The sequence below is a fragment of the Streptomyces sp. S.PB5 genome, assembly GCF_030403745.1.
Lineage (GTDB): Bacteria > Actinomycetota > Actinomycetes > Streptomycetales > Streptomycetaceae > Streptomyces.
On sequence record NZ_JAQMWP010000031.1, the window covers coordinates 28,324 to 54,913 of the forward strand.

Annotated in this window: 25 protein-coding genes and 1 pseudogene; 14 read left to right on the forward strand and 12 right to left on the reverse strand. The window is 68.9% G+C overall.

Annotated elements, in window-relative coordinates; genetic code table 11:
- The first annotated feature begins 47 nt into the window (after window positions 1-47).
- Both PH203_RS45655 and PH203_RS45660 read left to right on the forward strand, forming a co-directional pair.
- Complete coding sequence (locus PH203_RS45655) at window positions 48-1,502, forward strand: benzaldehyde dehydrogenase (RefSeq protein WP_289928442.1); 1,455 nt, start codon at window positions 48-50, stop codon at window positions 1,500-1,502.
- A gap of 56 nt (window positions 1,503-1,558) precedes the next feature.
- Entirely contained in the window at window positions 1,559-2,842 is a 1,284-nt protein-coding gene (locus PH203_RS45660) for an aromatic acid/H+ symport family MFS transporter (RefSeq protein ID WP_289928444.1), read from the forward strand.
- A 198-nt stretch (window positions 2,843-3,040) separates the two neighbouring features.
- Here PH203_RS45660 and PH203_RS45665 read toward each other — a convergent pair whose 3' ends face one another.
- From PH203_RS45665 to PH203_RS45675, 3 genes are read right to left on the reverse strand one after another with little or no spacing between them, the layout of a single operon-like run.
- A complete protein-coding gene (locus PH203_RS45665) occupies window positions 3,041-3,271 on the reverse strand; it encodes a 4-oxalocrotonate tautomerase family protein (RefSeq protein ID WP_289928445.1) in 231 nt (76 codons plus the stop codon).
- A gap of 29 nt (window positions 3,272-3,300) precedes the next feature.
- Window positions 3,301-4,212, reverse strand: a complete 912-nt coding sequence (locus PH203_RS45670) for an SDR family oxidoreductase (RefSeq protein WP_289928447.1) — start codon at window positions 4,210-4,212, stop codon at window positions 3,301-3,303.
- Between the two features lie 58 nt (window positions 4,213-4,270).
- Window positions 4,271-5,053, reverse strand: a complete 783-nt coding sequence (locus PH203_RS45675; RefSeq protein WP_289928448.1) for an SDR family oxidoreductase — start codon at window positions 5,051-5,053, stop codon at window positions 4,271-4,273.
- A gap of 158 nt (window positions 5,054-5,211) precedes the next feature.
- Here PH203_RS45675 and PH203_RS45680 point away from each other — a divergent pair, with 158 nt between their 5' ends.
- The 8 genes from PH203_RS45680 to PH203_RS45715 all read left to right on the forward strand — a co-directional run bounded on the left by PH203_RS45680 (window position 5,212) and on the right by PH203_RS45715 (window position 12,263).
- Window positions 5,212-6,117: a helix-turn-helix transcriptional regulator gene (locus PH203_RS45680; protein ID WP_289928449.1), complete on the forward strand. Its 906-nt coding sequence runs from the start codon at window positions 5,212-5,214 to the stop codon at window positions 6,115-6,117.
- Between the two features lie 161 nt (window positions 6,118-6,278).
- Complete coding sequence (locus tag PH203_RS45685) at window positions 6,279-7,013, forward strand: glycoside hydrolase family 16 protein (RefSeq protein ID WP_289928451.1); 735 nt, start codon at window positions 6,279-6,281, stop codon at window positions 7,011-7,013.
- Window positions 7,014-7,574: 561 nt separating this feature from the next.
- Window positions 7,575-7,985 carry a Fur family transcriptional regulator gene (locus PH203_RS45690; RefSeq protein ID WP_289928453.1) on the forward strand — a complete coding sequence of 137 codons (411 nt, stop codon included), beginning with the start codon at window positions 7,575-7,577 and terminating at the stop codon, window positions 7,983-7,985.
- A gap of 14 nt (window positions 7,986-7,999) precedes the next feature.
- Window positions 8,000-8,281: a hypothetical protein gene (locus PH203_RS45695; RefSeq protein WP_289928454.1), complete on the forward strand. Its 282-nt coding sequence runs from the start codon at window positions 8,000-8,002 to the stop codon at window positions 8,279-8,281.
- Window positions 8,282-8,286: 5 nt separating this feature from the next.
- Window positions 8,287-8,739: a GTP-binding protein gene (locus tag PH203_RS49870; RefSeq protein ID WP_354671321.1), complete on the forward strand. Its 453-nt coding sequence runs from the start codon at window positions 8,287-8,289 to the stop codon at window positions 8,737-8,739.
- 110 nt (window positions 8,740-8,849) lie between these two features.
- On the forward strand, window positions 8,850-10,709 hold the full coding sequence (locus PH203_RS45705; protein WP_289928455.1) for a PA domain-containing protein: 1,860 nt from the start codon (window positions 8,850-8,852) through the stop codon (window positions 10,707-10,709).
- Between the two features lie 188 nt (window positions 10,710-10,897).
- Complete coding sequence (locus PH203_RS45710) at window positions 10,898-11,341, forward strand: adenylyltransferase/cytidyltransferase family protein (RefSeq protein WP_289928457.1); 444 nt, start codon at window positions 10,898-10,900, stop codon at window positions 11,339-11,341.
- 262 nt (window positions 11,342-11,603) lie between these two features.
- Window positions 11,604-12,263 carry a glyoxalase gene (locus tag PH203_RS45715; protein ID WP_289928459.1) on the forward strand — a complete coding sequence of 220 codons (660 nt, stop codon included), beginning with the start codon at window positions 11,604-11,606 and terminating at the stop codon, window positions 12,261-12,263.
- 336 nt (window positions 12,264-12,599) lie between these two features.
- Here the strand turns inward: PH203_RS45715 and PH203_RS45720 are convergent, their stop codons facing one another.
- Window positions 12,600-13,199 carry an XRE family transcriptional regulator gene (locus PH203_RS45720; RefSeq protein ID WP_289928461.1) on the reverse strand — a complete coding sequence of 200 codons (600 nt, stop codon included), beginning with the start codon at window positions 13,197-13,199 and terminating at the stop codon, window positions 12,600-12,602.
- A gap of 1,029 nt (window positions 13,200-14,228) precedes the next feature.
- Between PH203_RS45720 and PH203_RS45725 the strand changes: the two genes are divergently transcribed.
- Window positions 14,229-15,842 (forward strand): MFS transporter, encoded by a 1,614-nt coding sequence (locus PH203_RS45725; RefSeq protein WP_289928462.1) that lies wholly within the window; start codon window positions 14,229-14,231, stop codon window positions 15,840-15,842.
- 120 nt (window positions 15,843-15,962) lie between these two features.
- Here the strand turns inward: PH203_RS45725 and PH203_RS45730 are convergent, their stop codons facing one another.
- Window positions 15,963-17,354 (reverse strand): amidohydrolase family protein, encoded by a 1,392-nt coding sequence (locus PH203_RS45730; protein WP_289928463.1) that lies wholly within the window; start codon window positions 17,352-17,354, stop codon window positions 15,963-15,965.
- Between the two features lie 575 nt (window positions 17,355-17,929).
- Between PH203_RS45730 and PH203_RS45735 the strand changes: the two genes are divergently transcribed.
- Complete coding sequence (locus tag PH203_RS45735) at window positions 17,930-18,217, forward strand: Atu4866 domain-containing protein (protein ID WP_289928464.1); 288 nt, start codon at window positions 17,930-17,932, stop codon at window positions 18,215-18,217.
- Between the two features lie 121 nt (window positions 18,218-18,338).
- Here PH203_RS45735 and PH203_RS45740 read toward each other — a convergent pair whose 3' ends face one another.
- Together PH203_RS45740 and PH203_RS45745 are read right to left on the reverse strand one after the other, a co-directional pair.
- On the reverse strand, window positions 18,339-19,214 hold the full coding sequence (locus PH203_RS45740; protein ID WP_289928465.1) for a helix-turn-helix transcriptional regulator: 876 nt from the start codon (window positions 19,212-19,214) through the stop codon (window positions 18,339-18,341).
- 192 nt (window positions 19,215-19,406) lie between these two features.
- Window positions 19,407-20,226, reverse strand: a pseudogene (locus PH203_RS45745) (helix-turn-helix domain-containing protein).
- A 369-nt stretch (window positions 20,227-20,595) separates the two neighbouring features.
- Between PH203_RS45745 and PH203_RS45750 the strand changes: the two are divergent.
- Window positions 20,596-21,285 (forward strand): GAF and ANTAR domain-containing protein, encoded by a 690-nt coding sequence (locus tag PH203_RS45750; protein ID WP_289928467.1) that lies wholly within the window; start codon window positions 20,596-20,598, stop codon window positions 21,283-21,285.
- A gap of 133 nt (window positions 21,286-21,418) precedes the next feature.
- Here the strand turns inward: PH203_RS45750 and PH203_RS45755 are convergent, their stop codons facing one another.
- Window positions 21,419-21,829: a VOC family protein gene (locus tag PH203_RS45755; RefSeq protein ID WP_289928469.1), complete on the reverse strand. Its 411-nt coding sequence runs from the start codon at window positions 21,827-21,829 to the stop codon at window positions 21,419-21,421.
- Window positions 21,830-22,045: 216 nt separating this feature from the next.
- On the opposite strand from PH203_RS45755, the gene PH203_RS45760 reads away from it, so the two are divergent.
- On the forward strand, window positions 22,046-22,459 hold the full coding sequence (locus PH203_RS45760; RefSeq protein ID WP_289928471.1) for a PPOX class F420-dependent oxidoreductase: 414 nt from the start codon (window positions 22,046-22,048) through the stop codon (window positions 22,457-22,459).
- Between the two features lie 161 nt (window positions 22,460-22,620).
- On the opposite strand, the gene PH203_RS45765 is transcribed toward PH203_RS45760, so the two are convergent.
- The 4 genes from PH203_RS45765 to PH203_RS45780 are packed head-to-tail and all read right to left on the reverse strand — an operon-like array spanning window position 22,621 to window position 26,360.
- Window positions 22,621-23,289: a response regulator transcription factor gene (locus PH203_RS45765; RefSeq protein ID WP_289928472.1), complete on the reverse strand. Its 669-nt coding sequence runs from the start codon at window positions 23,287-23,289 to the stop codon at window positions 22,621-22,623.
- A complete protein-coding gene (locus tag PH203_RS45770) occupies window positions 23,286-24,566 on the reverse strand; it encodes a sensor histidine kinase (RefSeq protein WP_289928474.1) in 1,281 nt (426 codons plus the stop codon). Before PH203_RS45770 ends, PH203_RS45765 begins: the two co-directional genes overlap by 4 nt.
- 28 nt (window positions 24,567-24,594) lie before the next feature.
- On the reverse strand, window positions 24,595-25,428 hold the full coding sequence (locus PH203_RS45775; RefSeq protein WP_289928476.1) for an ABC transporter permease: 834 nt from the start codon (window positions 25,426-25,428) through the stop codon (window positions 24,595-24,597).
- Window positions 25,425-26,360, reverse strand: coding sequence for an ATP-binding cassette domain-containing protein (locus tag PH203_RS45780; RefSeq protein WP_289928477.1), 936 nt, complete (start codon window positions 26,358-26,360; stop codon window positions 25,425-25,427). Before PH203_RS45780 ends, PH203_RS45775 begins: the two co-directional genes overlap by 4 nt.
- Window positions 26,361-26,590: the final 230 nt, after the last annotated feature.

A 26,590-nucleotide genomic window follows, 5' to 3' on the forward strand; every position in this document is an offset into this window, starting at 1 on the left:
ACACACCTCACGGAAGTCATCCCCCTCGGATGACGGAAGGAAGACCGATGACACTCCTGGACAACGACGTCTGGAGCAAGAAGATCCTCAGCGACGGCTGGCAGGACGCCACCCGCGAGCACCAGGTCACCGAGCCGGCGACCGGCGCGCAGCTCGGCACCGCCGGCCTGGCCACGCCCGAGGACGTGCGCCGCGCCGCCACCCGGGCCGCCGAGGCGCAGCGGACCTGGGCGGCAACTCCCCCGCAGCAGCGGGCGGCTGTACTGCGCCGCGCGGGCGAGCTGTTCACCGAGCACGCCGCCGAGATCGAGGACTGGCTGATACGTGAGGCGGGCTCGGTACGGGCCAAGGCGGCGTTCGAGGCGCAGCTGGCGATCGGCGAGTCGTTCGAGTGCGCGGCACTGCCCACGCACCCTCAGGGAGAAGTACTGACGTCCGAGGAGGTGCGCTGGTCGTTCGCCCGGCGCCGCCCTGCCGGCGTCGTGAGCGTGATCGCGCCGTTCAACTTCCCGCTCGCCCTCGGACTGCGTTCGGTGGCACCCGCTCTGGCGCTCGGCAACGCGGTCCTGCTGAAGCCCGATCCGCGTACGGCGGTGAGCGGTGGCGTGGTCATCGCCCGGATCTTCGAGGAGGCCGGGCTGCCCTCCGGAGTGCTGCACCTGCTGCCGGGCGACGGCGCGGTGGGTCAGGCGGTCGTCGAAGCACCCGAGGTACGGGTCATCTCCTTCACCGGCTCCACTCCGGTCGGCCGGGCGATCGGTGAGCAGGCGGGCCGTCTGCTCAAGCGCGCCCACCTCGAACTCGGCGGGAACAACGCGCTGGTGGTGCTGCCGGGCGCGGATGTGCAGAAGGCGGCCTCCGCCGGTGCGTTCGGCTCGTATCTGCATCAGGGGCAGATCTGCATGACCACCGGTCGCCACATCGTGCACGAGTCGCTGCTCGACGAGTACAGCGCCGCGCTGGCCGCGAAGGCCCGGGCGCTGCCCGTCGGGGACCCCGCCCGCGAGGACGTGGCGCTCGGCCCGATCATTGACCGGCGGCAACTGGAGCGGGTGCACGGCATAGTCACCGACAGCGTCGCGGCGGGCGCCACGCTGGCCGCGGGCGGCGAGATCGACGGCGCCGGCTACCCGGCCACCGTCCTGACCGGCCTCACCACCGACATGCGGGCGTGGCGCGAGGAGATCTTCGGCCCCGTCGCACCCGTCATCGGGTTCTCCACGCTCGAGGAGGCCGCCCGGATAGTCAACGACTGCGAGTACGGCCTGTCCGTCGGCATCCTCGGCGACGTCGGTACGGCGATGAAGCTCGCCGACCAGATCGACTCCGGCAAGGTCCACATCAACGAGCAGACCGTCAACGACGAGCCCAACGCCCCGTTCGGCGGCGTCAAGGCCTCCGGCACCGGGTCCCGCTTCGGTGGAGCCGCCGCCAACGTCGAGGCCTTCACCGAGACCCAGTGGGTCACCGTCCGCCCGGACATCGCCGACTACCCGTTCTGATCCCCGCTCCCCCGTCCCCATCCCGTCCCCGCAGCCGCTACAGAGGGAACGCAGCCATGACACCCACCACCTCACCGAACACCACCGGCGCCGTCTCGAGTACAGGCACGTCCAACCGCAACGTCTGGACCGTGGTCCTGTGCTGGATCACCGTCATGCTCGAGGGGTACGACCTCGTCGTCCTCGGCGCCATCATCCCCACCCTGCTCAAGACCCAGCACCTGGGCATGACGGCCGCGGACGCCACCACGGTCGCCACGCTCTCCCTCGTAGGCGTCGCCATCGGCGCCCTCCTGGTCGGCCCGCTCGCCGACCGCTTCGGACGACGCCTGCTGCTCATCGCCTCGGTGGTGGAGTTCTCCGTCTTCACCCTCGTGCTGCCCCTGGCCACCTCCGTCGAGATGTTCGCCGCACTCAGGCTCCTCGCCGGTATCGGTCTCGGCGCCTGCATGCCGGCGTCGCTGACCATGATGGCCGAGAACATGCCCGCCTCACGCCGGGCGCGCGCCAGCACCCTGACCATGACCGGCTACCACACCGGTGCCGTGATCACGTCCCTGCTGGCCCTGCAGGTCACCGACAACTGGCAGGTCCTCTTCTACGTCCTCGGCATCTCCGGACTCGTCGTCGCGGTCATCCAGTGGTTCCGCCTGCCGGAGTCGGAGGCGTTCGTCCATGCCAAAAAAGCGCCCGCCTCCCAGCGCGTCGCATTCGGCGAACTCCTCAAGCCGGCCTACCTCCGCGCCGGCATCGGCATCTGGGTCGCATCCTTCATGGGCCTGCTCCTGGTCTACGGCCTCAACACCTGGCTGCCCAAGCTCATGAACGACGCCGGCTATCCCATCCCCACGGCGGTCACCCAACTGCTCATCCTCAACGTCGGCGGAGTCGCCGGCCTGGTCCTGGGCGGCTTCGTGGCCGACCGGCGGGGCATCAAGCCCACCACGCTCGGCTGGTTCGCGATATCGGTGGCCATGCTGGCCTGCCTCAGCATCAGGATGGACAGCAACCTGCTCCTCAACACCGTCGTCTTCCTCACCGGCGTGTTCGTCTTCTCCGCCCAGGTGCTGATCTACGCGTACGTGACGAACTTCTATCCCGCCTCGGTCCGCGGCACCGCCCTCGGCTCGGCCTCGGGCATCGGCCGTATCGGCTCCATCGTCGGCCCGTCGATCACCGGCGCCCTCGTGGCGTCAGGCATCGGCCACCCCTGGGGCTTCTACTTCTTCGCCGCCGTGGCCGTCGCCGGATTCCTGGCCGTGCTCACCCTGCCCGGCCGGCCCGCCGCGGCACAGACAGAGGCAACCGCGGCCGCGCCGGCCGCCGAACCCGCCGTCTGACCCACCACGGAAGGGCGGTACGGCACCGAACGGGCCGTACCGCCCTGTCCTTGATGCGGTGCCGATGCCGTCGGCGCACTCCTTCCTGCACCTGGGCGGACCCGTCCGGCTGCTGGGCTCAGCCGAGGGCCGCCGGGTGTGATCGTCGGCGGCCCTCGGTTTCAAGGTGCTGTCCCGGCCGAATGGCGGCCAGTGCGGTCAGGCGTCGCCGGTGTCGGTCGGTGTCGCCTCACCGAGCATGGCGAGGGTCAGCACGTTGCCGGAGACGCCCCAGCCTCCGTCTGCGACCTCTTCGACCAGCACCATGGTGCTGGCGCGGGCGCGCTCGCCGTAGATCTCGACGTACAGCTCGGTGGTGCGGGTGACGATCTCCTCCTTCTGCTTCGGGGTGAGGGTCTTCTCGGGGACCTTGAAGTTCGCGAATGGCATGGCTGGTTGGTCCTTCTCTCATTGCGGTGTCACAGGGAGCTGCCTGCGGTGAGCAGGCTGTCCAGTCCGATGCGGCGGAAGAAGTCGGCGCGGACGCGATCGGCGACCGCGGAGACGACTTCGCTGCCGTCTCGGCTGGGGTCCAGGTGGGTGCGCAGGGGCCGGGTGCCGTGTGGCATCGCGACCAGGCGCACGACGGCTTCAGCGACCTCGGACACATCGGCGTCCGGAGGGATGAGCGCGGCCAGACGCTTGCCCAGGTCGTCCGTCACGGGTTGGTGACGCCGGTCGTAGGCTTCGGCACGAGCACGGTCCGCGGGGGTGCCGGCGTTGGCGAAGTGGTTGGTGCCGGTGGTGAACGCACCGGGCACCACGATCGCGGTGTCGATGCCGAACGGGAGCACCTCGGCGGCGTAGCTGACGGCCAGCGCGTCCATCGCGGCCTTGGCTGCGAAGTACGGGGCCAGGAACGGGGGGCAGCCACCGCGGGTGCTGGAGCTGCCGATCCACACCAGCAGCCCCGAGCCCTGCCCACGCAACGTCGGCAGGGCGGCGCGGTTGACGCGCTGCGTGCCCAGGACGTTCACGTCGTACAGGTCCGCGAGTTGCTCGGTGGTGAACGCCTCGGCGGCGCCCAGAACCATGTGTCCGGCGTTGTGCACGACCACGTCCAGTCGGCCGCGCTCGGCGAGGATCCGGTCGATTGCGGCGTCGGCGGAGTCCTGAGAGGTGACGTCCAGCTCGACGGCCTGTACGTCGACCTGGTGGTCGGTGCCGTAGCGCGTCAGGTCGGCCACCGCGGCCGCGTTGCGGGTCGCCGTCCGGCGGATGCCCGCGTACACGGTGTGACCGGCGAGGGCCAGCGCACGCACCGACAGCGCCCCGATGCCGCTGGAGGCCCCGGTGACCAGGATGACCTTTGCGGTGTCGTCGTTCCTCATGACAGGGCCCTACTTTCTTGATCGATACTTTCTTGATCGATGGGGTGGCTGCGGCGGTTCAGATGATTCCGCCGTTGGCGCGGACGACCTGTCCGTTGATCCAGTGGCCGGCCGGGGAGGCCAGGAAGGCGACGACCTCGGCGATGTCGGCCGGGGTACCGAGTCGCTCCAGCGGGGGCTGGACGGCCAGACGGGCGATGGTCTCCTCGTCCTTGCCGTCCAGGAACAGGTCGGTGGCCGTGGGGCCGGGCGCGACGGCGTTGGCGGTGACGTCCCGGCCCCGCAACTCCCGGGCCAGGATCAGCGTCAGCGCCTCGACCGCACCCTTGCTGGCGGAGTACGCGCCGTAGTTCGGGAAGGCCAGCCCCACCACAGACGTGGAGAACGTCACGATCGCACCGCCGCGGCGCACCCGACGGGCCGCCTGCTGGACGACGACGAACGTGCCGCGAATATTGGTGCGGTGCAGGTCGTCCAGGACGGCCAGGTCCAGCTCGGCGATCGGCGCCATGTGTGCCCGACCGGCCGCGTGCACGACGACATCGACACCGCCGAACTCCGCCTCGGCCGCGTCGAACAGAGCCTCCACGGCGTACTCGTCGGCGACGTCGGCGCGTACCGCGATCGCCCGGACGCCGGCGGTGACAGCCTCCTTCACGGCTGCTTCGGCCTCGTCCTGGTTGCCGGCGTAGCCGACCACGACGTCGTACCCGTCGGCGGCCAGCCGGCCGACGGTCTGGCGGCCGATGCCGCGCGAGCCGCCGGTGACGATCGCGACACGGGGTGAGCCGGAGGGCTGGTCCGGGGCCGCGAGCCCGTCGGGGGAAGTGGGGACAGGCATGACTGACTCCTGTGGTGAATGCGGGTCGGGCCGCGGTCTCGCCGTCGCCCTGCTGCGCCCTCCACGATCTGCCGGTCCCCCACCCCTAGCCAGGGCTGCGTCTACCCAGGGGATGCCACCCCCTGGCTACGGCTCGGCACGCGAGCGACCATGCAGGGGTGAACCTTCCAGAACTCGGCGCCTTCCTCAGGACACGCCGCGACCGCATCCGCCCCGCCGAGGTCGGTCTCCCCCAAGGCCCGCGCCGGCGCGTCCCCGGGCTGCGCCGTGAGGAAGTCGCCCAGCTGGCAGGGCTGTCAGCCGACTACTACACCGAGCTGGAACGCGGCAGCGCGAAGAACGGCGTGCAGCCCTCGGCCCAGACCCTGGCCGCCCTCGCCCGGGCCCTGCGCCTGAACGACGACGAGCGCGACCACCTGTTCCACCTGGCCGAACGGCCGGTCCCCCCGTCGGCACACGGACCGTCCGCGCATGTGCAGCCCGCGCTTCTCGGACTGTTGGACCGGCTGTCCAACACCCCCGCGCGTGTCATCACCGATCTGCACGAAACCCTGGTGGAGAACGACCTGGCCCGTAATCTGCTCGGCGAGTCCCCGGCACACCGCGGTCCGACGGCGAGCTTCGTGTACCGCTGGTTCACCGATCCGCAGGCGCGCGAGAGGTACCCGTCCGAGGATCACCCGCACCACTCCCGGGTGTTCGTGGCCGACCTCCAGGCAGCGGCCGCCCGCCGCGGCCGGGACGCGGAGGTCACCAAGATGATCGCCGTACTGCGCCGCCGCAGCCAGGAGTTCGCAGCTCTCTGGGACACCCACGACGTCGCGGTGCGCCGCAAGGACCACAAGAAGATCGTCCACCCCACGCTCGGCATCATCGAACTCGACTGCTACAACCTGCTCAGTGAGGACGGACGCCAACGCCTGCTGTGGTTCACCGCGCCGCCCGGAAGCCGGGGAGCCGAGCAGCTGGAACTGCTGTCCGTCATAGGGGCCCAGGATCTGAGTGTCACCGAGGGCGCGGCACTCGAGGGACTGTCCGCGACTGAATCAGCAAGGCAGCGCTGACGGAGGGTCGGTTGCCCGCCCGGATCGTTCAACTACCAAAGGAATACATCGATCTGTGCGGCAGATCTTGTCAAAGGTCAAACGGACTCTTACAGTCCAGCAACAAGTGGAGCGTGGGACCGCTCCCAACCCCCCTCGTTCATCCAAGCCATGGAGCAGTGATGACCCCTCCATCTCCCAGGCCGAGCCGCAGACGCATACTCGGTGCCGCGCTGGCCGTGCCTCCCGCGCTGATGCTGGGTGCGCAGACCGCACGGGCCGCATCTTGGGGCGCCCCGGTGACCGTCAACTCCTGGAACAAGATCAACGCGAGATGGACCGCCAACAACGAGCTGCAGACGTACCGGCCGGACTGCGTCTGGTACGAGGGCAACACTCTGGTGATCAAGGCGTACAACGCCGGCGGCGGGGTCTACCACTCGGGCCGTGTGGAGTCGACGGCGCTGTACGGGTACGGCACCTACAGCTTCACCGCAAACATGCCCAACGGACGGGGACTGCTGCCGGCGGTATGGGCGGCGTACCTGAACCCGTGGCTGCCCGAGTTCGACGCCGCTGAGATCGTGGGACAGAACCCGGGTGTCGTCTACCAGACGTCGCACGACGTCAACAACGCCCAGCAGCAGTTCTCGAGGACGAACTCCTCCGGCTGGACGAACTCGTACCACACGTACTCGTTCAGCTGGTTCCCGGACCACATCGACTTCGCCGTGGACGGCAACATCACGGGCACCACCTGGTACAGGACCCCGTCCGGGACGGGCCTGCGCTTCATCGCCAACATCGCGGTCGGCGGTGACTGGCCCGGCAACCCGGACTCCTCGACCTGGGCCACCTCTGACGGCGCCCGGTACCTCAAGATCTCCTCCATCACCCACACGCCGTACTACCCGTGAGGTGAACCCGCCGAGCCCCCTGACCGGCAGGCGGATTCCAGGGGGCATCCACACCAGATGTGCCGATGCGTCGGGGAAATTCCGGAGATCGGCCCTCCATCCGCTCACGCACCGCTCACGCAAACGGCCCCGGACGACGAGTCCGGGGCCGTAGTGCATCCCTGTGGGAGAAATACCGGTTCAGAACGGCAATGCGTTGTGCCGCCGGCGAGACCGCCACCTGCCTCGCCCACGAGGACAGACTCATCGGAATGCCACAGTGTCGCCATGGTCGGCGACGGCAGCAACAACTCTCGCTCCGCTTCTGCCGAGCGACGCCGCCGCGCGGCTGCGGGACGCGCGCTGGAGGAGCGGCGCGTGCGCTGATCCGAGCACGCCGTCGGTCGACGAGCCCGACCGCAGGACGGACGACCTCCACTTCGACACGGGCCACCCGTCGAAGCCCTCACCGGGCCCCCAGTCGGCCTTGCCCACCGCTCACCCACACATGAGCTATTGTTCATATGGATATGGCTATCATTTTCATATGACCTGGATTCGGCACGGCAGGGGGAAAGTGGTGTGAGCGACCTGACGACCCGACAGCGGCCCACCCGGCAACGCTCGGCCCTTGTGGCAGCCCTCGCGAACTGTCACGACTTCATCTCCGCGCAGGAGCTGTACGCGCGCATGACCGCCGACGGCACACGGATCGGCCTGACCACCGTCTACCGAGGACTGCGCGACCTGGAGGCCGCAAACGCGGTCGATGTCATCCAGGCCAACGCCGGTGAACGGCTTTACAGATGGCGGCCGAGCGGCGGCCACCGCCACTACCTGATCTGCCGCGCCTGCGGAAGCAGCCGACCGGTGGACTCCGAAGTCGTCGAGGAGTGGGCCGGACGGATCGTCTCCGACTCCGGATTCGCCGCAGTGGAGCACACCGTCGAACTCACCGGCGTCTGCGCCGACTGCCAACCCACCACCAAGTGAGGAGCACTGCCGCCATGCCCCTGGGATTCGGGCCGGGAAACCCCGCCACACCAAGCCCGCATCTGCGCGAGCTGAAGGAAACCGTACGCACCCTCCTGGACCTCGACGACGACATCGCCGTCATGATCCGCCAGCTTGCCTGCACCGAACCGGGCTGCCCGCCCCTGGAGACGGTGGTCGCCGTCCTGCCCATGAACGGACCGGCCCGCCGCTGGACCCTGCACCAGCCCACCGACGAAGTCACCGAGGACGACCTCAGGGCCGCCCTGGTCACCACTGCACCCGAAGGAACCTGACCCTGATGACGACCACCGAAGCGCCCGCGACCAACGCGCCTCGCGACGAGCAAGTACCCGTCACCGTCCTGACCGGCTTCCTCGGCTCCGGCAAGACCACCCTCCTCAACCGCATCCTCACCGAACACCACGGCATGCGGATCGCCGTCATCGAGAACGAGTTCGGCGAGATCGGCATCGACGACACCCTCGTCCTCGACGCCGAAGAGGAGATCCTCGAGATGAACAACGGCTGCATCTGCTGCACCGTCCGAGGAGACCCATCCGCATCCTGGGCGGATGCGACGCCGCGAGAAGTTCGAGCCTCTCCGCGCCAGAGGCGACAGCCGGCACATCCCGGAATCCGACCGGTGAAGACGCCGATCCGGCGACCGCCACCGCCCCCAGCGCTCACAGACGATCACGCCGCGGCCATCGCATCACGCCCTCCAAGTCCCGGCAAAATACGATTCTGTTAAAGCCCTATCGGTCACAGAATCCACCAAGTACCTTCCCGATGCGGTCAGTTGGTGACCGGCATCACCTCGTCACGGGCCGGTCGCCCCGGCCGCACGAGTGGAGGTCCAGCATGCGCAAGGCCCACAGACGGACCGGCGTGGGCGTGTTCGCGGCAATGCTCTTCGCCACGACAGCTCTCGCCGGTTCCGCACAGGCACACGACGGCACCTCATCGACCGACGGCGCCATCGACAACGCGGCGGCCACCCACGGCCACGACCAGCACGGCGGCAACGAAGGACATCTGCCGGCCACCCAGAAGAACGTCCGACTGGTCAGCAAACTCAAGCTGAGCAATGTCGTCGAAGGCAAGATCGCCGACGTCGGCGTCTACAAGGGCTACGCCTACCTCGCCTCCTGGGGCGGCGTCGGCTGCGACAACACCGGCGTGTACGTCGTCGACATACGCAAGCCCAGCAAACCCAAGGAAGTCGGCTTCATCCCGGCCCCGGCGGGCAGTGCCCCGGGTGAAGGCATCCAGACCGTGCACATCTCCACGCCATCCTTCAACGGCGACATCCTGGTCAGCAACAACGAGATCTGCGGCGACACGGGTGTCGGCGGCATGAACATCTACGACGTCACCGACCCGACCAAGCCGAAGACATTGGCCGAGGGCGTCGGCGACTTCACCCTCGAGGCCGAGCCGACGGCGATCGCCCGCCAGATCCACAGCGTCTTCGCGTGGGACGCGGGCCGCAAGGCGTACGCCGTGATCGTCGACAACGAAGAGGGCACCGACGTCGACATCATGGACATCACCGACCCGGCCAACGCGCAACTCGTCGCCGAGTACGACCTCGACGAGACCTTCCCGCAGATCCTCCAGGCGGCCCCGGAGAACCTCACCGAGGTCTTCCTGCACGACATGGTCGTCAAGAACATCCGTGGCCGCCAGGTCATGCTCGCCTCGTACTGGGACGCGGGCTACGTCGCGCTCGACGTCACCGACCCCAAGAACATCAAGTACATAGGCGACACCGACTTCACGAACCCCGACCCCGAAGGGGCCAAGAGGGGACGCACGGTTGCCCCCGAAGGCAACGGCCACGAGGCCGAGTTCACCCTTGACAACCGCTATGTCATAGGCGCCGACGAGGACTTCGGCCCGTACGCCCTGTCGGCCCGCAACCTCGACGACAACACGGCCATCACCGCGGGACAGGGCGTCCCCCTGGAGGCGGGCAAGACCATCACCGGCGGCTCGGTCTACGTCGGCCTGGCGTGCAACGGCGGCCCCGCCGTCCCCGCAGGCGACCCGGCCACCGTGGACATCGCCGTCGTCGAGCGCGGGACCTGCACCTTCACCGAGAAGGTCGCCAACGTCGAGGCCGCAGGCGGCTACGACGCCGTGCTCGTCTTCAACCGCACCGGCTCGGACGCCTGCGACGTGCAGAGCGGCATGACCGTCGAGGGCACCGTGCCGACCTTCGGCGTCGCCCCGCGCGGCCAGGGCTTCGCCGCCTTCGACCAGCCGTACAGCAACGCAGACTGCCTGGCCGGCACCGGCCCCGCCACCTTGCCGGTGGCCATCGGCACCAAGGGCGACCAGCTCACTTTCTCGTCGCGCTTCGACGGCTGGGGCTACGCGCACCTGTTCCGGAACAAGAACGGGAAGATGACCGAGCTGGCCACCTACGCCATCCCTGAGAGTCAGGACCCTGCGTACGCCTCCGGCTTCGGTGACCTGTCCGTCCACGAGGTGGCGACCTCCGGCGTCCGGCCCGACCTGGCGTACTTCGCCTACTACGCGGGCGGCTTCCGGGTCACCAAGATCAAGAACGACAAGCTCGTGGAGGTCGGCCGCTTCATCGACGAGGGCGGCAACAACTTCTGGGGCGTCCAGACCTTCAACCGGTTCGGAAAGGAGTACGTGGCGGCGTCCGACCGGGATTACGGGCTCTACATCTTCGAATACACGGGTCACTGAGGTGATCTGAGCGCGGCGGGGTCCTGCAACACCAGAAAACGGGCGGGACCCCGCTCCGCCCACGGAATGCCGTGCGCCTGCAAGCTTGACGCTTGCTGAGAAGCACTCATGCCCCTCTCAGCAGCCTACCGACACATTGGGATCATCCCCGGTGACGGCCACCGGGAACGGACCAGGGAACAGCGGCCATGGCCAACCATGCTGAGACGAGCAACCGGAGAAACGTCTACGTCGACATGGTCGGGGATCTCTTCCACCCGGGCCACGTGGCGCTTCTCAGGGCCGCACGAACCTTCGGAGACCGGCTGATCGTCGGCGTCCTCTCGGACGAGGCCGTGACCGAGTACAAGCGAAGGCCCATCATGACCCTGGCCGAGCGGGTCACGGTGATCGAGGCGTGCCGCTACGTCGATGCGGTGATACCGAACGCTCCGGCATGCGTGACCACCGAGTTCCTGGACGATCACGACATCGCGGTGGTGGTGCACGGAGACGACATCTCACCGGACGTCATCCAAGAGGTCTTCGGTCCGGTGGCCGCTGCGGGGAAGCTGCAGCTCGTGGAGTACACGGCGGGTGTCTCCACCACTGACCTCATTCAAAGGTGCCTGACGCGAGGCGTCGCCTCGTGATCTTCGTGTCATGCGGCTCGACGGGTGCGAGTTCCTGCAGTTCAGGATGCACAGCATGCCCGATCGGCTGGAGAAGCCACCTCCTGTAGCCACCAACTGTGGCAGTCGTCGCTCCGCAGCCGTCATCGAGAAGGCAACGACTGCAGCAGAGACACAGGGGGCCTTCAAGGGTGGGCCGGGCACGCGGATGTGGTCGGTGCGCGGTGTCTGTCGGACCGGTCAGGATCGGAGAAGCCCCGGTCCCCACGCCGGGCCTAGCGTGATGGCCATGGCAACCAAGACTTCCACCGCAGCCGGCATCTCCCTCACGTCCGTCACTCTGGAGGTGACCGACCTCGCCGCCGCCGACGCCTTTTACCGCGCGTTCGGCGTGAACGCATACGTACGCCTCCAGGCGTCCGAGGCTCCTTCCACCGGGTTCCGCGGCTTCACGGTCGCGCTCACGGTCGCCCAACCGGCCACCGTCGACGGCTTCGTCGGCGACGCCGTCGATGCCGGTGCCGTCGTGCTCAAGTCCCCCTCGAAGTCGTTCTGGGGCTATGGCGGCGTCGTCCAGGCCCCCGACGGCACGATCTGGAAGATCGCGACCTCGGCGAAGAAGGACACCGGCCCCGCGTCCCGCACGGTCGACGAGGTGGTCCTCCTCCTCGGCGTCGAGGACGTGAAGGCCACCCGGCAGTACTACGTCGGCCAGGGCCTGACCGTGGCCAAGAGCTTCGGCGGCAAGTACGCCGAGTTCGCACCCGGCCGGCACGGCCTCGTGAAGCTGGCACTGTACAAGCGCGGAGCCCTGGCCAAGGACCTCGGTGTCCCGGCCGAGGGCTCCGGCTCGCATCGCGTCGTCCTCAGCGGCGCCACCGACGGCTTCACCGACGCGGACGGATTCGTGTGGGAGGCTGCACCGCCCGCGGCCAAGCCGTAGGGGGCAAGCCCTCCAAGATCGAATCGGCGGCGCGAGGAGGATCCCGGGACGAGCACTGCCGGGACGACGAGATGGATGCGGATGAGCCCAGACCGGTGAGAGCAATGCGCCTGCGTTGATGCTCTCGACGACGGGGGCAGCTGCCGCGGCGGTGCTGAGGGCGGCCAGGTCGAAGGCGAGGAGCACGAAGCTTCCCACACCGGGTGCCGCAGCCCAGGTCCATGATTTTGGCACTGCTCGCTCTTCAGCAGCAGCCAGGCGGTGATCGACGCCATGTCCTCGGCGAGTACCTCGGCGTCCGGATCGAGGATCTCCGCCCCGCTGTTCGCAGGGACCCTAAGCGCCTCCACGGCCGGCTTCGGAGTCCTCGGTGCCGGCGCCCTTCTGGTGGCCGCGGCGGGCGTCGCGGTCGAAGATGCCCATGATCTCGCAGGGGCCGCCCTCGGCGCCGATGGCGTGCGGCATCATGGTCGGGAATTCCGCGGCCTGGTTGGTCTCGATGCGAAAGCGCCGGTGGCCGAGCATGAGGACGGCGGTGCCGGACAGTACGACGAGCCATTCGCGGCCGGGGTGGGCGCGCATGCGGGCGGGGTTGTCGGGCGGCGGGTCGGTGATGCGCTGACGCATCACACTCATGCCGGGGTCGCCCTTTACGGGCCAGCGCATCAGACCGTGGGCGCCGTCGATCATCGGCCTGATGACGACGTCGTCGGCGGCGTTCTCCACGAGCTGGTCCAAGGTGGTGTCCAGGGCGCGGGCGAGGGTGACGAGCTGGTCCAGGGCCAGGCGGCGCTGCCCGTTCTCGATGCGGCTCAGTGAGGACTGGCTGAGGTTGGCTCGGGTGGCCAGTTCCTCCAGGGACCAGCCCTGTGCGACGCGCAGGGCGCGGATCCGTTTGCGTACGAGGCTGTCCAGCTGCCCATCTTCTTGCGTCATAGGCAACATGGTATGCCTTCTGCGCAACGTGGGCTTAGCGTCGAACGGAGACGGTCCAGCACGGGCCACGTACGACGAAAGGGCTCGACATGCCTGCGCAGACTTCCCGCTATGAGAGCGACCCGCCTCCCACCGAGACCGAGGATGTAGTGGTGCTCGGCGGCGGCGCCCCCGGGCCGGAACGACGTGCCGATGCCGGCCCACTCGCGCCGCGCTGTCGTCGTGATCGACAGCGGCACCCCGCGCAATGCCCCCGCAGCGGCCATGCACGCCTTCATCGTCCCGGACGGCGCCCCGCGTCCCGAGATCCTCGAGCACAGACGCCGGCAGGTACGCCAGCACGGCGGCCGGAACATCTTCCGGGAAGTGCCCACGGCCGAACCCGCCGCGCCCTCCACGGACGGCGACCTGCGGTTCAGCATCTGCCATGGCCATGAGGTCGCGATGAGCCGATCGGCATCCTCGCGACCGGTCCGGCCTCCGTCCACCCCGCGTTGCTGGTTGCAACATCCGCATCGTCGAGACCGACGTCAGCGAAGTCGTCAATGACGCGACGACGGCGCCCTCGCAGGCGTCCGCCTGACCAACGGCCCTTTCGGGACGGCGGATTCCGGCTGTGGCCACACCGATGCAGGCCCGTACCGAGGGCCTGGACGGGCTGAAGCTGCCGATGGAGGTCCTGCCCGACCACATGGGTCTCCGCTTCACCCCTGCCATCTCCGACACCACCGAGATCCCGGGCGTGGGGGGGGGGCCGGCAACGCCACCGACCTCACCGCCCAGGCCGGAGCCTCTGCTGCTGCCGGAGCCCTGGCCGGCTCCCGCATCAACGCCCTGCTCGCCGCTGCGGACACCGACGCCGCGCTCGCCGCCGCACAGAAGACCACCGGCTGACACATCAGTCCCGCAACCGAAGAACCACGCGACCGCCATCCAGCGGGTCGCGCGGTGAGCAAGCCCCTGTCTCACTGACCTGGCGACCGGCCCTGTACCGGCGCCGATCCTGCATGCCCTTTCCGGAAGGAAACCATGAGTACCAATCAGCTTCCTCAGGCGGCGGCCGCGCACGCAAGCGGCGAGGGCGCGCCGGATGCGCGTCAGCTGCGCGCGATCCTGATCACCGTCTCGATCGCGCTGATGGCTGTCATCGCCTCCGTGTCCGGGCTGAACGTCGCCCAGACCCACATGGCCGTCGAGTTCGGCGCCTCGCAGAACACCGTCCTGTGGATCATCAATGTCTACACCCTCGCCCTGGCCGCGCTGCTGCTGCCGCTCGGCGCGATCGGTGACCGGCTGGGCCGTAAGCCCATGCTGATCACCGGCCTGGTCATCTTCGGCGCCGCCAGTGTCCTCGCAGGACTCGCCCCGTCCGCCGGGGTGATGATCGCCGCGCGCGTGACCGCCGGCATCAGTGCCGCCGTGATCATGCCGATCACTCTCGCTGTCATCACTTCCACCTTCCCCGAGGAGGAGCGCGGCAAGGCGATCGGCGTGTGGACCGGAGTCGCCGGAGGCGGCGGCATCCTCGGCATGTTCCTCTCCGCCCTGCTGGTCGACGTCGCCGACTGGCGCCTGCTGTTCGTCCTTCCGGTGGTCCTGGTCGTCGTCGCGCTGACGATGACACTGAAGTCGGTGCCCAACTCCCACGAACGCTCCCCGCATTCGTTCGACACTGTCGGAGCACTGGTCTCCACCATCGCCGTGACCGGTCTCATCTTCGTCCTGCAGGAAGGCCCTGAGCGCGGCTGGACCGCCCCCATCACCCTGACCAGCCTGGCCGTCGGCATGGTCGCCGCCATCGCCTTCGTGGCCTGGGAACTACGCCGCCGCGACGCATCCCTGCTGGACGTACGCCTCTTCCGGGAGCGCGGTATGGCCTCCGGCTCCCTCACCCTGCTCGTCGTCTTCGGCGTCCAAGCCGGCATCGCCGTCGTTCTCTTCCCCTTCTTCCAGGCCGTACTCGGCTGGTCCGGACTGCTGTCCACCGTGGCGATGATGCCCATGGCCGTCATGATGATGATGGCCTCCGGACTGGCCCCCAAGATGGCCGCCGAGATCGGCGCCCGCTCCACCATGGCCGTCGGCGTCGCCCTGGCCACGCTCGGCCTGGTCCTGATGGCCCTGTTCGTATCCGTCGACGGCGGCTACCTGTCCATCCTGGCCGGCATGCTCGCCATGGGCATCGGCATGGGGCTGTCCATGACACCCGCCACCGAGGCCATCACCGGCTCCCTGCCCCGCACCAAGCAAGGCGTCGCCTCCGCACTCAACGACGTCACCCGTGAGTTCGGCACCGCCCTGGGCGTCGCCTTGCTCGGCGCGCTCCTGGCCAACGGCTACCGCAGCGCCATCGACGGCAAGCTCGACGGCATCCCCAACGGAGCCGCGGACACCGCCCGCGAAGGCATCGCCAACGCCATCGAGGTCGCCCCCACCACCGGCAGGCACGCCCGGGACCTGATCCACGCCGCGCAGCAGTCGTTCGTCGACGGCTGGCAGCGATCCATGTGGGTCGGCGCCGCCGTCATGGCCGCCCTGCTCCTCTACGTGGCCCTGCGCGGCCAGAAGAACCCCGCGCCCCTCCCGTCCGAGGCCGAGGCAGCACCCGAGACCGGGGCCGCGGAGAACGTCACCGCCCGCTGACCTCGCCGGAACTCCGTGCGGACGGAGCACGACGCCGCATGCAGAGGCAGCGCTCATGACCACCATCGGTAATGGGCGCCCTCGGCCGGGGCGGGGTCGGCTGGGGATGACGTGGAGGGCTCAGGCAGCCGGTGTGTTCAGCACGTGCTCACGCGAGGCGTGGACATCGCGGCGCAGGGCGGACAGGTCGACGTCGAGGACGTGGCCGTTCCATTTGCGGGGCTCGCCGTTGATGAGGACGGCGCTGATGTTGCGGGCGTCGGAACCCAGTACGACAGTGCCGATCGGGTCGTTGAGCGGCATGTTGTTGAGGTCCTCGGCCTGGATGACCAGCAGATCGGCCTTCTTGCCCGGGGTGAGTGAGCCGGTGACGGCGGCCAGGCCGTTGGTGCGGGCGCCCTGGAGGGTGGCGAAGTCCAGGACGTCCCGAGTGGTGATGCGGTGGGGCTGCCGGTCGGTGCCGTAGGCGGCGTTGACGGCGCGCATCCGCTGGATGGCGTGCAGGGCCCGCATCTGCGTGAACATGTCGCTGGCCAGGGCGACTTCGACGTCGATGCTCAGTCCGGGGCGGATACCGACGGACAGGGCCTCGTCGACGGCGGGGATCGCGGTCTCCAGGCCGATCTGGGCGTCGGAGGTGGGGGCGAGCGCGACGCTGGTGCCGGTCTCCCCCATCGCCTTCCATGCCTCCGGGGTCAGCCCGGTGGCGTGGATGAGGGTGACGTCGGGGCCGAGGACGCCGTCCTTGGCCCAGCGCAGGACGGCCTCGGAGGAGGAGGTGCCGAAGACGGCGTCGACGCTCACACCGACACCCAAGTCCTTGGCAACGCGGGCAAGTTCAGGACCGTAGGCAAGCCCCGGCCCGGCGATCTCGTCGGTGGCGAGCGTCGCCAGGCGCAGCGTCAGCAGCTGGTCGTCGCTGCTGAAGTACTGGTCCTTGACCCGTGTCAGGTCACCGGGCCACTGCCGGTCCCAGTCACCGAAGTGCGGGCCCATCGAAGCATGCACACCGCGGATGCCGGTATCACGAAGGGCCTCGACAGCGGCATCGGTGTGCGCGCGGGTACGGGAGTTGTGCGAGAAGTCGAGCATGGTCGTGATGCCGCTGTCGATCGCTGTGAGGGCGGCCAGTCTCGTACCGATGTACATGTCCTCGGGCCGGTAGACCGTGGCGTAGCCGGCCAGCGTGGCCATGACGTAGCCGCCGAGGTCGTCGACGTCCGGCATGATCCGGCGCAGCTGAGTCTCCCAGGCGTGCCGGTGGGTGTCGACGAAGCCGGGGCTGAGGATGGTGCCGGTTGCGTCGACGACCACTGCGTCACCGGCACTGAGGTGAGGGCCGACAGCGGTGAGGGTGTCGCCCTCGACGAGGAGGTCACCGCGGTCGATGACGCCGAGGTCGGGGTCCATGGTGACGATGGTCGCGCCGGTGAACAGGATGCGCCGTTCCTCCGCGGGGCGGCGCCGCAGCTGTTCGAGGACGGTGGCGCTGGTGGTGTCGCGGACGTTCATGAGGGTTCTTCTTTCCGTACGTCGGGGAGGGGTGGTGAGCTGCGGATGACGCCAGTGCTGCTCCGCTTCAAGGCTTGGTCGCCCCGGCCACGACAACCAGGCCGCCGTTTCCCCAGGTGTCACGCACCCAGGAGCGGGACATCCACGACGCGCGGTTCTGGAGCAGGTCGTCCGTGGGCTGCATGCGCGGAGATCGGGCCGAGGCGCTGGGGTGCCCACACGACATCTGTCGACCGGCGGGTCCATCGTCACGCTCCCGGCGCTGGCGGACAGGACACAACAACCACCGTGACTCAAGACAACAGCCGCTCTGCGTCCAGCAGTTGCGTGCCCCTCAGGCTCGTCGCGCGGCGCAATCGCCACCAGGCCGCCGTGTCCCAGGTGCACCGCCACCAGCGGGCAGAGGGCGGGCACGGCCCTCGGACGTTCCGGGTTCACCGCACCCGAAGACCGCTCCGAACCCTGATCTCCCCGCGCTGTTCCGCTCGGGACGGTGGGTGCACCGCACCCAGGACACCCACACCTGGGGAGACGGCGGCCTGGTTCCCATCGGTCTCCCGGCCGACCATGGATCCATGACCAGCAACGACACGCGCCGCGCCGCTCACCCGTACGTCGGCATGTGGGTGACCGCGGACGGATTCATCCGCCAGGAGCTACTCCCGAACGGCCGCTACGACGAGGCCCGCGGAAACCGTCAAAGCGCCTACACCGGCCGCTACACCGTCACCGGCAACCACATCGACTACGTCGACGACACCGGCTTCACCGCCACCGGCGACATCCGCGACGGCGTCCTCTTCCACGAGCACCTGGTGCTCTACCGCGAGGGCAACAAGCACGCCGGGCAGGGAGGCACATGACCGCGAAGGGCACACAGACATTCTTGAGTGAGCCGAGAAGGAATGGTCGTACTGCCTGACGAGGAAGACGAAGCCGTCGATGAGACGGCTGGACGGCTGTTGTGGGACAGGACTTGAGAAGTCAGGTGTCGCTGAAAGTCCCGCCGAATTCCTCCTCCACCACTCGCGGGGACTCTCCTTGATCGGAACGGGAGCGGAGTTCAACGAAGGCAGCTGCGGTGGCACTCGCCGGCTCGGCCTGGTAGACGACCAGCTGCTGGTGCGGGGCACCGTTGACGGTGAAGGCCGAGAACTGGACCTCCAGAGCGCCGACCTCGGGGTGTGCGAGGCTCTTCGCCTGCTGGGTCTTGCCCTTCACCTCGTGCCGCGTCCACAGTTCTGCGAATTCGGAGCTCTTCACGCAGAGCGTGTCGACGACTTCGGTGATCCGCGGGGAATCCGGGTCGTATCCATAGGCCGCGCGCAATTCGGCCACGCACGAGTTCGCGGCCTTGTCCCAGTCCCGGTAGAAGGTATGCCCGGCCGGGTCCAGGAAGACCATGCGGGCCAGGTTGTCGAACCGCTGGAATCCGCTGTGCAAGGCTGCGGCAAGCGCGTTGTGCGCCAGGATGTCCAGGGCCCGTCCCAGGATGAAGGCGGGGGTGTCGGGCCAGCTGTCGATCAGCTGCAGAAGCTGGGGACTGATCCTGTCGTGAGCGGCGGGAACGCTCCGGCCCTCCTGGGGCGCCCTGGTGAGTCTGCGCAGGTGGTCGTGCGCCTCGTCGTCGAGGTGGAGGGCGGCGGCGATCGCGTCGATCACCTGGGGCGACGGACTGGTCTCCCGGCCCTGTTCCAGGCGCATGTAGTAGTCGGCGCTCACCCCCGCGAGCATGGCGACCTCCTCACGGCGCAGCCCCGGCACCCGCCTGCGGCCGTGCTCCGACAGGCCTACGTCCTGCGGCTTGAGGGCTTCGCGCCGTGCTCTGAGGAAGTCTCCCAAAGGAGTGCTGCCGCTCATGACCCCAACCTAGTGCAGAGGAAAGCCGGCCGTCGGTGGACGAAGCTCTCCCCGTGTTCGGCCATGCCGCGCCCGCGCAGTCCGCCGTTTACGGGATCGAGGTCGCGGGGGCCCGGTCCGAGCTGTGCAGCGTGGTCGCTGCCTCACCGGAAGGTCCCGGCACGCCGCCGCAAACCCTTCGGCACACCTCTCTCAGCCGGAGACAGCATCCGACGCCGCATGCTGCCCGAGCAGGGGACGGGCACTGAGCGAGCCGAGCAGGGCGAGAGCATCGGCGGAGGCGGTGCCCGGTTCGGCCTGGTAGACGACCAGCTGCTGGGTGCGAGCACTGTTGACGGTGAAGGACTCGTAGTGCAGTTCCAGGTCTCCGACCTGGGCGTGGTGGAAGAGCTTGGACTCGCGCGTCTTGCCGCGTACGTCGTGGCGCGCCCACAGAACGCGGAAGGCAGTGCTTTTCATGGACAGTTCGCCTACGAGCCGGCTCAGCCGCGGGTCCTCGGGGTCGATCCCGGCCGCCCGCCGCAATGTGGCCACGGTCGACTCCGCGGCCCGGTCCCAGTCGCGGTAGAAGTTCGGCGCGGCCGGGTCCAGGAACATCATGCGCAGCAGGTTGTCGGAGTGGGCGAAGCCGGCGTGGAGGGCGCTCGCGAGCCGGTTGCGGGCCAGGATGTCCAAGGCGGAACCCAGGACGAAGGCAGGAGTGTCGCCCCACGTGTCGAGGAGCCGCAGGTGCGGGGCGATGCTTTCCGCACGCGGCACGCGGCGCGTACGGCGGGTGCTCGGTCCGGCCACGCGATGCAGGTGGGCCACCGCTTCGTCATCCAGTTGCAGAACCCGCGCGACGGCCTCGAGTATCTGCCGCGACGGGTGCCGTTCACGGCCCTGTTCCAGGCGCATGTAGTAGTCGGTGCGAGGCCGGAATTCCGACGTCTTCGGGGCGCAACCGGGCACGCCGTGCGCGGAGGAAGCCTCCCAGAGCGTTCTCTGCTGCGGGGTCCTTGTCCGTGTCCATATGCCGAGGCTAAAGCCCTGCACCGTCTGGCCATTAGGGCGAAGGGGGGCGCGCTTCACCCAGGAACTGCGCACCCCGGACAACGGCTACGTGGCTCGTCGGACACGCTTCGGCGAGTTCAGCACGCGACTGGCTACGGGTGCGCACCAGAATCCGCCCGAGCATGTTCTTGCCGTTCTCCGGTCCTGACGAGTCACGGCCCAGTTCCGCCGCCCGCAATGGTGTGCGAGCGCGCCGGACGAGATCCGCGTGGCGGGTGCCCTTCGCCCGGCCGTCGTCCGGATCAGCTCCCCTTGGGCTTGGTGAAGGTCGCGTGAAAAGCTGGGTATGAGGCTTGTCCAGGCCGGATGAGAGCAGTGGAGGGCGAAGGTGGACTGGGCACGGTTCGCGCAGCAGATGGCGTCGATGGCACGGGACCTGCTGGCTCAGGACTCGGTGGACGCGACGATGGAGCGGATCACCGCATCGGCCACCGAGCTGGTCGAGGGCTGCGATGCCGCCGGCATCCTCGTCCTGCACGGCACGGAGGTGGAATCCCTCGCACCCACCGACCCTTTCGTCACCGAAAGTGACGAGTTGCAGCAGCGGATGGGCGAAGGACCCTGTTTTGACGCCGCCCGGAGTTCGCAGGGCGACCGCGTCTTCCGCATCGCCGACCTCACCACCGAGCACCAGCGCTGGCCCGCCTACGCTCCCCGCGCCCACCAGCTGGGGGTGGGCAGCATGATGGGCTTCCTGCTGTTCACCGACGACGAGGACCTCGGCGCGCTGAACTTCTACTCGCGCAAGCCCGGCGCCTTCACTCCCGACAGCGAGACCGCCGGGTGGCTGCTCGCCTCCCACGCGGCGGTCGCATTCTCCGCCGCCCGCACCCACGCCCAGATGGAACAGGCCGTCACCACCCGCCATGCCATCGGCGAGGCCATGGGCATCCTCATGGGCAGCCACCGCCTCAGTGAGGAAGAGGCGTTCAGCGTGCTGCGCCGCTACTCCCAGGCCAACAACATCAAGCTCCGCGAGGTCGCCCGCCGTGTCTGCGAACAGGGCGCCCTCTCCTGACCGGCTTCGCCGTGGTGACGGCGATTCGATGACTGCGGGGCACCGGAGTGACAGGACGTGTGCCGAAGCGAGCTGAGAGGCGGCGTTTCCTGCGCATCAAGGAATGATTCCCGCTGCTTCGACACACGGACCGCTAGTCGCCCTTGGGCCAGATGAGCCCCTGGTCGGTCCAGACGACACCCTTGTTGCGGCACAGACAGAACGGGTGGCCGACGGGGTCGACGTAGACGCGGAAGCCGTAGCCGTTGGGGCCGATGCAGTCCCGTTTCAGGGTCGCGCCGAGGGCCAGTACGCGGCGCTGTTCGGCCTCGACGTCGTCGACCTCGAAGTCGAGGTGGAACTGCTTGGGGTGCTCGCTGTCGGGCCACTGCGGGGCGCGGTAGTCATCCACCCGGATGAAGGCCAGTTCGAGCTCGCCGAACTTGATGCCGGCCCAGTTCTCGTCGCTGCCCTCCTTGACCGGGAGCCCCAGCACCTCGGAGTAGAAGGCTGCCAGCTTCATCGTGTCCGGGCAATCGATGATGAAGTCGGTGAGTCGTAGCATCCCGCGATCTTCCCACAGGATGAATGAGCGAGGCTTTCAACGGGTCCGGGTGAACCGGCGGTTGGCCTCCCCGCTCAGGGAGAACGGCGGCAACCGGCCTTGCTCGTCCCGTTTCCCGACCGCCTGTGCGAAGACGTGCCCGACGCTGCTCGCGGCGGCGCGCAGACGTAGGGTTCCGCATCAGACAGTGCTCGCCCTGTGCCACGAAGGACCAACATGACAGTCGACGTACCTCCGCCCGGGGCGCAGGACGACCTTTTCTGGCAGGAGCGCCGGATCTGCTTCCTCACCACCCACCGTCCGGACGGCAGTCCGCACCTTGTCCCGGTGGGTGTCACCTTTGATCCCGAGGCCGGCATCGCACGTGTCATCAGCAGCGCCGGAAGCAAGAAGGTCCGCAACGTCCGGGCGGCCGGCCCCGGTGCGCAGGTCGCGGTCAGCCAGGTCGATGGACGACGCTGGTGCACCCTCGAAGGCACCGCCCGAGTCAAGGACGACCCCCGGTCCGTCGCCGAGGCCGTACGGCGCTACGCCGAGCGCTACCGGCAGCCCCGCCCCAACCCAGAGCGTGTGGTCATCGAGATCACCGTGACCCGCGTGATGGGCACGGTGAGGCCGCCTGGCTGGTGAGCGTCGTCAACGAGGTGCGGGTGGGCTCGACAGCGCGGCGGTGTGTGTCTCGTGGTCGCCCGAGAGCCGGGCTCGCCCGGTCCGGTGGCTGACAGGGCCCTGACGTCGATGCCGGAGCTCAAGCTCCTGGATTCGACGCAAGAAAGCCGTCCCGGGACGGCTCAACCGGTCTTGGGGCGGGCGAGTCCGAGATCGTAGGCGAAGATCACGGCCTGGATGCGGTCGCGGGCGCCGATCTTGGCCAGGATGCTGCGGACATGGCTCTTGACGGTGGACTCGGCCACGACGAAGTGGGCGGCGATCTCGCTGTTGGTCCAGCCTCTGCCGATGGCGACGAGGATCTCCCGCTCCCGTTCGGTGAGCGCCTTCAGTCTCGCTTCCTGGGCCGTGGCGTCGACGGGTTGCGGGACGTGCTGGGCGTACTCGTCCAGCAGGCGACGGGTGAGGGCGGGGGCGATGACGGCGTCGCCGGCGGCGACGGCCCGGATACCGGCCAGGAGCTCTTCGGGACGCACGTCCTTCAGGAGGAAGCCGCTGGCACCCGCCCGGAGGGCGGAGTGAACGTATTCGTCGAGGTCGAAGGTGGTCAGCACGAGGATGCGGGAGCGGTCGCCCGCGGCGACGATGCGCCGGGTGGCCTCGATGCCGTCCATGCCGGGCATGCGGATGTCCATGAGGACCACGTCGGGGCGCAGTTCCGCCGTCAGGCGGACCGCTTCGGTGCCGTGCGCGGCCTCACCGAGAACCGTGGTCTCGGGGGCGGACTCCAGCAGGAGGCGGAAGGCATAGCGCTGGAGCTGCTGGTCGTCCACGATGAGTACGGTGGTCACCAGTCGCCTCCCTGCGGAGCGAGGTCGAGGGTGACCTCCACGTTCCAGCCTCCGTCGGGCGCGGGTCCCGCGCTGACCGTGCCGCCGTGCAGTGCCGCTCTTTCCCGCATGCCCACCAGGCCGTGTCCTTCCTCGTGTGGCTTTGCCGTCCGGCCGGGCGGGCCGGTGTCCTGCACCCGGATCTCCAGTCGGGTCTCGTCGACGGTGAGCGACAGGGTCACCCGCGTGTCGGCGCCGGCGTGCTTGAGGGTGTTGGTGAGGGCTTCCTGGACGATGCGGTACGCCGTCAGCTGCACGCCGGTGTCCAGGGTGTCCATGTCGCCGACCGTACGGTAGACGACCTCAGGTCCTGCGGCCCGTACGCCCGCGCACAACAGGCCGATGTCCACGATGCCGGGCTGTGGGGTGAGCAGGGGGCCGGAGGAGGTGGTGTCGGCCGCCTCGCGCAGCACGCCGAGCACCCTGCGCAGCTCGCGCAGGGCCTGGCGGCCGGTGTCGCCGATCAGGTTCAGAGTCTCCTTCGCGCGTCGGGGTGCGGTGTCGGAGGCGTACGCGCCCGCGTCGGCGAGCGAGATGATGACGGCCAGGTTGTGTCCGACGATGTCGTGCATCTCGCGGGCCATCCGGGCCCGTTCGGTGGCGGTCGCCAGCCTGGTGCGCTGGTCGCGCTCGATCTCCAGCTGGGCGGTCCGCTCCCGCAGCACGGCGAGCTGGGCCCGGCGGATCCTGATCATGAGACCGAGCGCCAGGGCCGCGGTCGCCGTGCTCAGGAGGAAGAACAGCGCGGCCCAGAAGGACACGGCCCCGGACACGCGGAGCGCGACCAGGACCATCGCGCCCGCCATGACGCCGCAGGCCCACGGCAACTGCGGAAGCCTTCCGTGCAGGGCCACGCTGTACAGGGCGATGAAGAGGGCGATGTCCGCGCGCAGCCCGGCACCCAGTGACCACTGGAGAACGAACACGGCCGTGATGGCGCCGAAGGCCATCAGCGGTTTGCGCCGTCGCCACAGCAGGGGCAGCACGAGTCCGGCCTGGAGCGCCATCGTCGCCGCCAGGGGCAGTCGGGTGAGCGAGAGAATCAGCTTGCGCGGGCCGTCCTCGTGGTCCGAGCCCTCGGGCAGGAGGTCCGGCAGGCAGAACATCGCGACGACCGCCACGACCACGGTGATGTCCAGTACCCAGGGATGGGCCCGGTCGGCCTGCCGCAGCCGCTGGCCGCCGCGGGTCAGCCGGGCGACCAGGACGCCCATGCTGCCGGTGTCGTCGATGCTCACGGATGTCACCTGTCTGTGGTCCAGGCGGTCAGACGTCGTTGCGCTTGAGCCGGTACGCCGCTCCCGCCAGTGTCAGGATGGTCCATCCGAGGAAGACGGCGAGACCTGCCCCCGGGGACAGCGTGGAGGAATCGTGGGTCAGGGCGAACATCGACTCGCCCGCGTTGCTCGGCATGTAGGGGCTGATGTTGCTCTCCCAGGAGCTGGGCAGCAGCGAGGTCAGCCCGGGTGCCAGGATGAGCACGCCGACGAGCACCGAGATGGCGCCCGCCACCGACCGCAGCAACGCACCCAGTCCCACACTGATCACCCCGATCAGGCCGAGGTAGAGCCCCGCTCCCAGCAGGCTCCTGGCGACGCCCGCGTCCGAGAGGCTCTGGGCCGCCGAGGTGCCGGAGACCATCTGGTTGCCGATCAGGAAGGTCGCGAACGCGCCGACTGTGCCGACCAGCGCCGCCACCAGCCCGTACAGCCCCGCTTTGGACCACAGCACCGGCAGCCGGCGCGGCACCGCGGCAAGCGTTGAGCGGATCATTCCGGTCGAGTACTCCCCCGCCATCACCAGCACGCCGAGGACACCGAGCGCCAGCTGTGCGAAGGACACACCGAACAGGGACAGGTCCACGGCCTTGGAGCCGTCGAAGTCCCCGTCCAGATTGCCTGCGCCGAACTGCCAGGAAGTGATCAGGCCGAACACCAGCAGGAACAGCAGGCCGAGGGCCAGCGTGATCCACGTCGAGCGGAGCGACCACAGTTTGGCCCACTCCGAGCGCAGGACGCGCCATCCGCTCACCCTGTAGTCGGGGCGAGACGGAGCGGTCGGCTCCTGCCGGGATTCCGCGATCGTGGTGAGGGTGCTCATGCCGCGCTCCCGAGGGTGTCGATGCCGGTGGCGCCGTGGTACTCCACCGCGTCCCTGGTCAGGTCCATGAACGCCTCTTCCAACGACACCGTCCGCTGGGTCAGTTCGAACAACGGGATCCCGTGGTCAGCGGCCTTCAGCCCGATCTCGCGTGCGGTGATCCCGGTGACATGCAGTTCCTCCGAGCCGACCTGGCCGGTGATGTCGATGCCCGGTCCCGCAAGGACGTCCCGCAGCCGCGTCGGATCCTGGGTCGCCACCTTCACCGTGTCGCCGCCCGCCTCGCGGACCAGATCCGCCACGGTGGTGTCGGCCAGCAGCCGCCCTCGACCGACGATGATCAGATGGTCCGCCACCAGCGCCATCTCACTCATCAGATGCGAGGAGATGAACACCGTCCGGCCCTCGGCCGCGAGCGAGGTCAGCAGGTTGCGGATCCACAGCACGCCCTCCGGGTCGAGGCCGTTGACCGGCTCGTCCAGCATCACCGTCTGCGGATCGGCGAGCAGCGCCGCCGCGATGCCCAGCCGCTGCCCCATGCCGAGGGAGAAGGCCCCGGCCCGCTTCTTGGCCACACTGCCGAGGCCCGCGAGGTCGATGACCTCCTCGACGCGGCTGCGGGGGACGCCGTGCGTCAGGGCGAGTGCGTTGAGGTGGTTGAAGGCCGAGCGGCCCGGGTGGATCGACTTCGCCTCCAGCAGAGCGCCGACCTCCTGGAGCGGAGCCCGGTGGCGGGCGTAGCGGCGGCCGTTGACGGTCACGGAGCCGTTCGTCGGGGCGTCCAGTCCGACGATCATGCGCATCGTGGTGGACTTCCCCGCGCCGTTGGGTCCCAGGAAGCCGGTCACGGTGCCCGGCTTCACGGTGAAGTCCAGCCCGTCCACCGCGGTCTTCTCCCCGTACCTCTTGGTCAGTAGCTGTGCCTCGATCATCAGCGCGTGCCTTCCCTCGGCCTCGGACACCCGTCGGGTGCCTCACCGGCAACGTTAGGAAGGGAGAAGCCCGGATCCGGTCGCACCGAGGGCTGAACTGCGGTGCGGACGTCGTACCGCGGTACGAGGCACGCATCCGACTTCAGGCGGCTCGATCAGTCCTGCGCCCATGATCCTCAACGGGCGGCACAGCGACGCGGCCGTCCGACCCTGCCCGTTCCAGTGAGGGG

Coding starts and splice junctions, on each gene's coding strand:
- PH203_RS45665 (WP_289928445.1), bottom strand. CDS start 3,271: ATGCCATTCGCGAACTTCAAGGTCCCCGAGAAGACCCTCACCCCGAAG.
- PH203_RS45735 (WP_289928464.1), top strand. CDS start 17,930: ATGACCAGCAACGACACGCGCCGCGCCGCTCACCCGTACGTCGGCATG.
- PH203_RS45725 (WP_289928462.1), top strand. CDS start 14,229: ATGAGTACCAATCAGCTTCCTCAGGCGGCGGCCGCGCACGCAAGCGGC.
- PH203_RS45670 (WP_289928447.1), bottom strand. CDS start 4,212: ATGAGGAACGACGACACCGCAAAGGTCATCCTGGTCACCGGGGCCTCC.
- PH203_RS45720 (WP_289928461.1), bottom strand. CDS start 13,199: ATGACGCAAGAAGATGGGCAGCTGGACAGCCTCGTACGCAAACGGATC.
- PH203_RS45705 (WP_289928455.1), top strand. CDS start 8,850: ATGCGCAAGGCCCACAGACGGACCGGCGTGGGCGTGTTCGCGGCAATG.
- PH203_RS45685 (WP_289928451.1), top strand. CDS start 6,279: ATGACCCCTCCATCTCCCAGGCCGAGCCGCAGACGCATACTCGGTGCC.
- PH203_RS45775 (WP_289928476.1), bottom strand. CDS start 25,428: ATGAGCACCCTCACCACGATCGCGGAATCCCGGCAGGAGCCGACCGCT.
- PH203_RS45780 (WP_289928477.1), bottom strand. CDS start 26,360: ATGATCGAGGCACAGCTACTGACCAAGAGGTACGGGGAGAAGACCGCG.
- PH203_RS45760 (WP_289928471.1), top strand. CDS start 22,046: ATGACAGTCGACGTACCTCCGCCCGGGGCGCAGGACGACCTTTTCTGG.
- PH203_RS45695 (WP_289928454.1), top strand. CDS start 8,000: ATGCCCCTGGGATTCGGGCCGGGAAACCCCGCCACACCAAGCCCGCAT.
- PH203_RS45710 (WP_289928457.1), top strand. CDS start 10,898: ATGGCCAACCATGCTGAGACGAGCAACCGGAGAAACGTCTACGTCGAC.
- PH203_RS45755 (WP_289928469.1), bottom strand. CDS start 21,829: ATGCTACGACTCACCGACTTCATCATCGATTGCCCGGACACGATGAAG.
- PH203_RS45715 (WP_289928459.1), top strand. CDS start 11,604: ATGGCCATGGCAACCAAGACTTCCACCGCAGCCGGCATCTCCCTCACG.
- PH203_RS45675 (WP_289928448.1), bottom strand. CDS start 5,053: ATGCCTGTCCCCACTTCCCCCGACGGGCTCGCGGCCCCGGACCAGCCC.
- PH203_RS45730 (WP_289928463.1), bottom strand. CDS start 17,354: ATGAACGTCCGCGACACCACCAGCGCCACCGTCCTCGAACAGCTGCGG.
- PH203_RS45655 (WP_289928442.1), top strand. CDS start 48: ATGACACTCCTGGACAACGACGTCTGGAGCAAGAAGATCCTCAGCGAC.
- PH203_RS45740 (WP_289928465.1), bottom strand. CDS start 19,214: ATGAGCGGCAGCACTCCTTTGGGAGACTTCCTCAGAGCACGGCGCGAA.
- PH203_RS49870 (WP_354671321.1), top strand. CDS start 8,287: ATGACGACCACCGAAGCGCCCGCGACCAACGCGCCTCGCGACGAGCAA.
- PH203_RS45660 (WP_289928444.1), top strand. CDS start 1,559: ATGACACCCACCACCTCACCGAACACCACCGGCGCCGTCTCGAGTACA.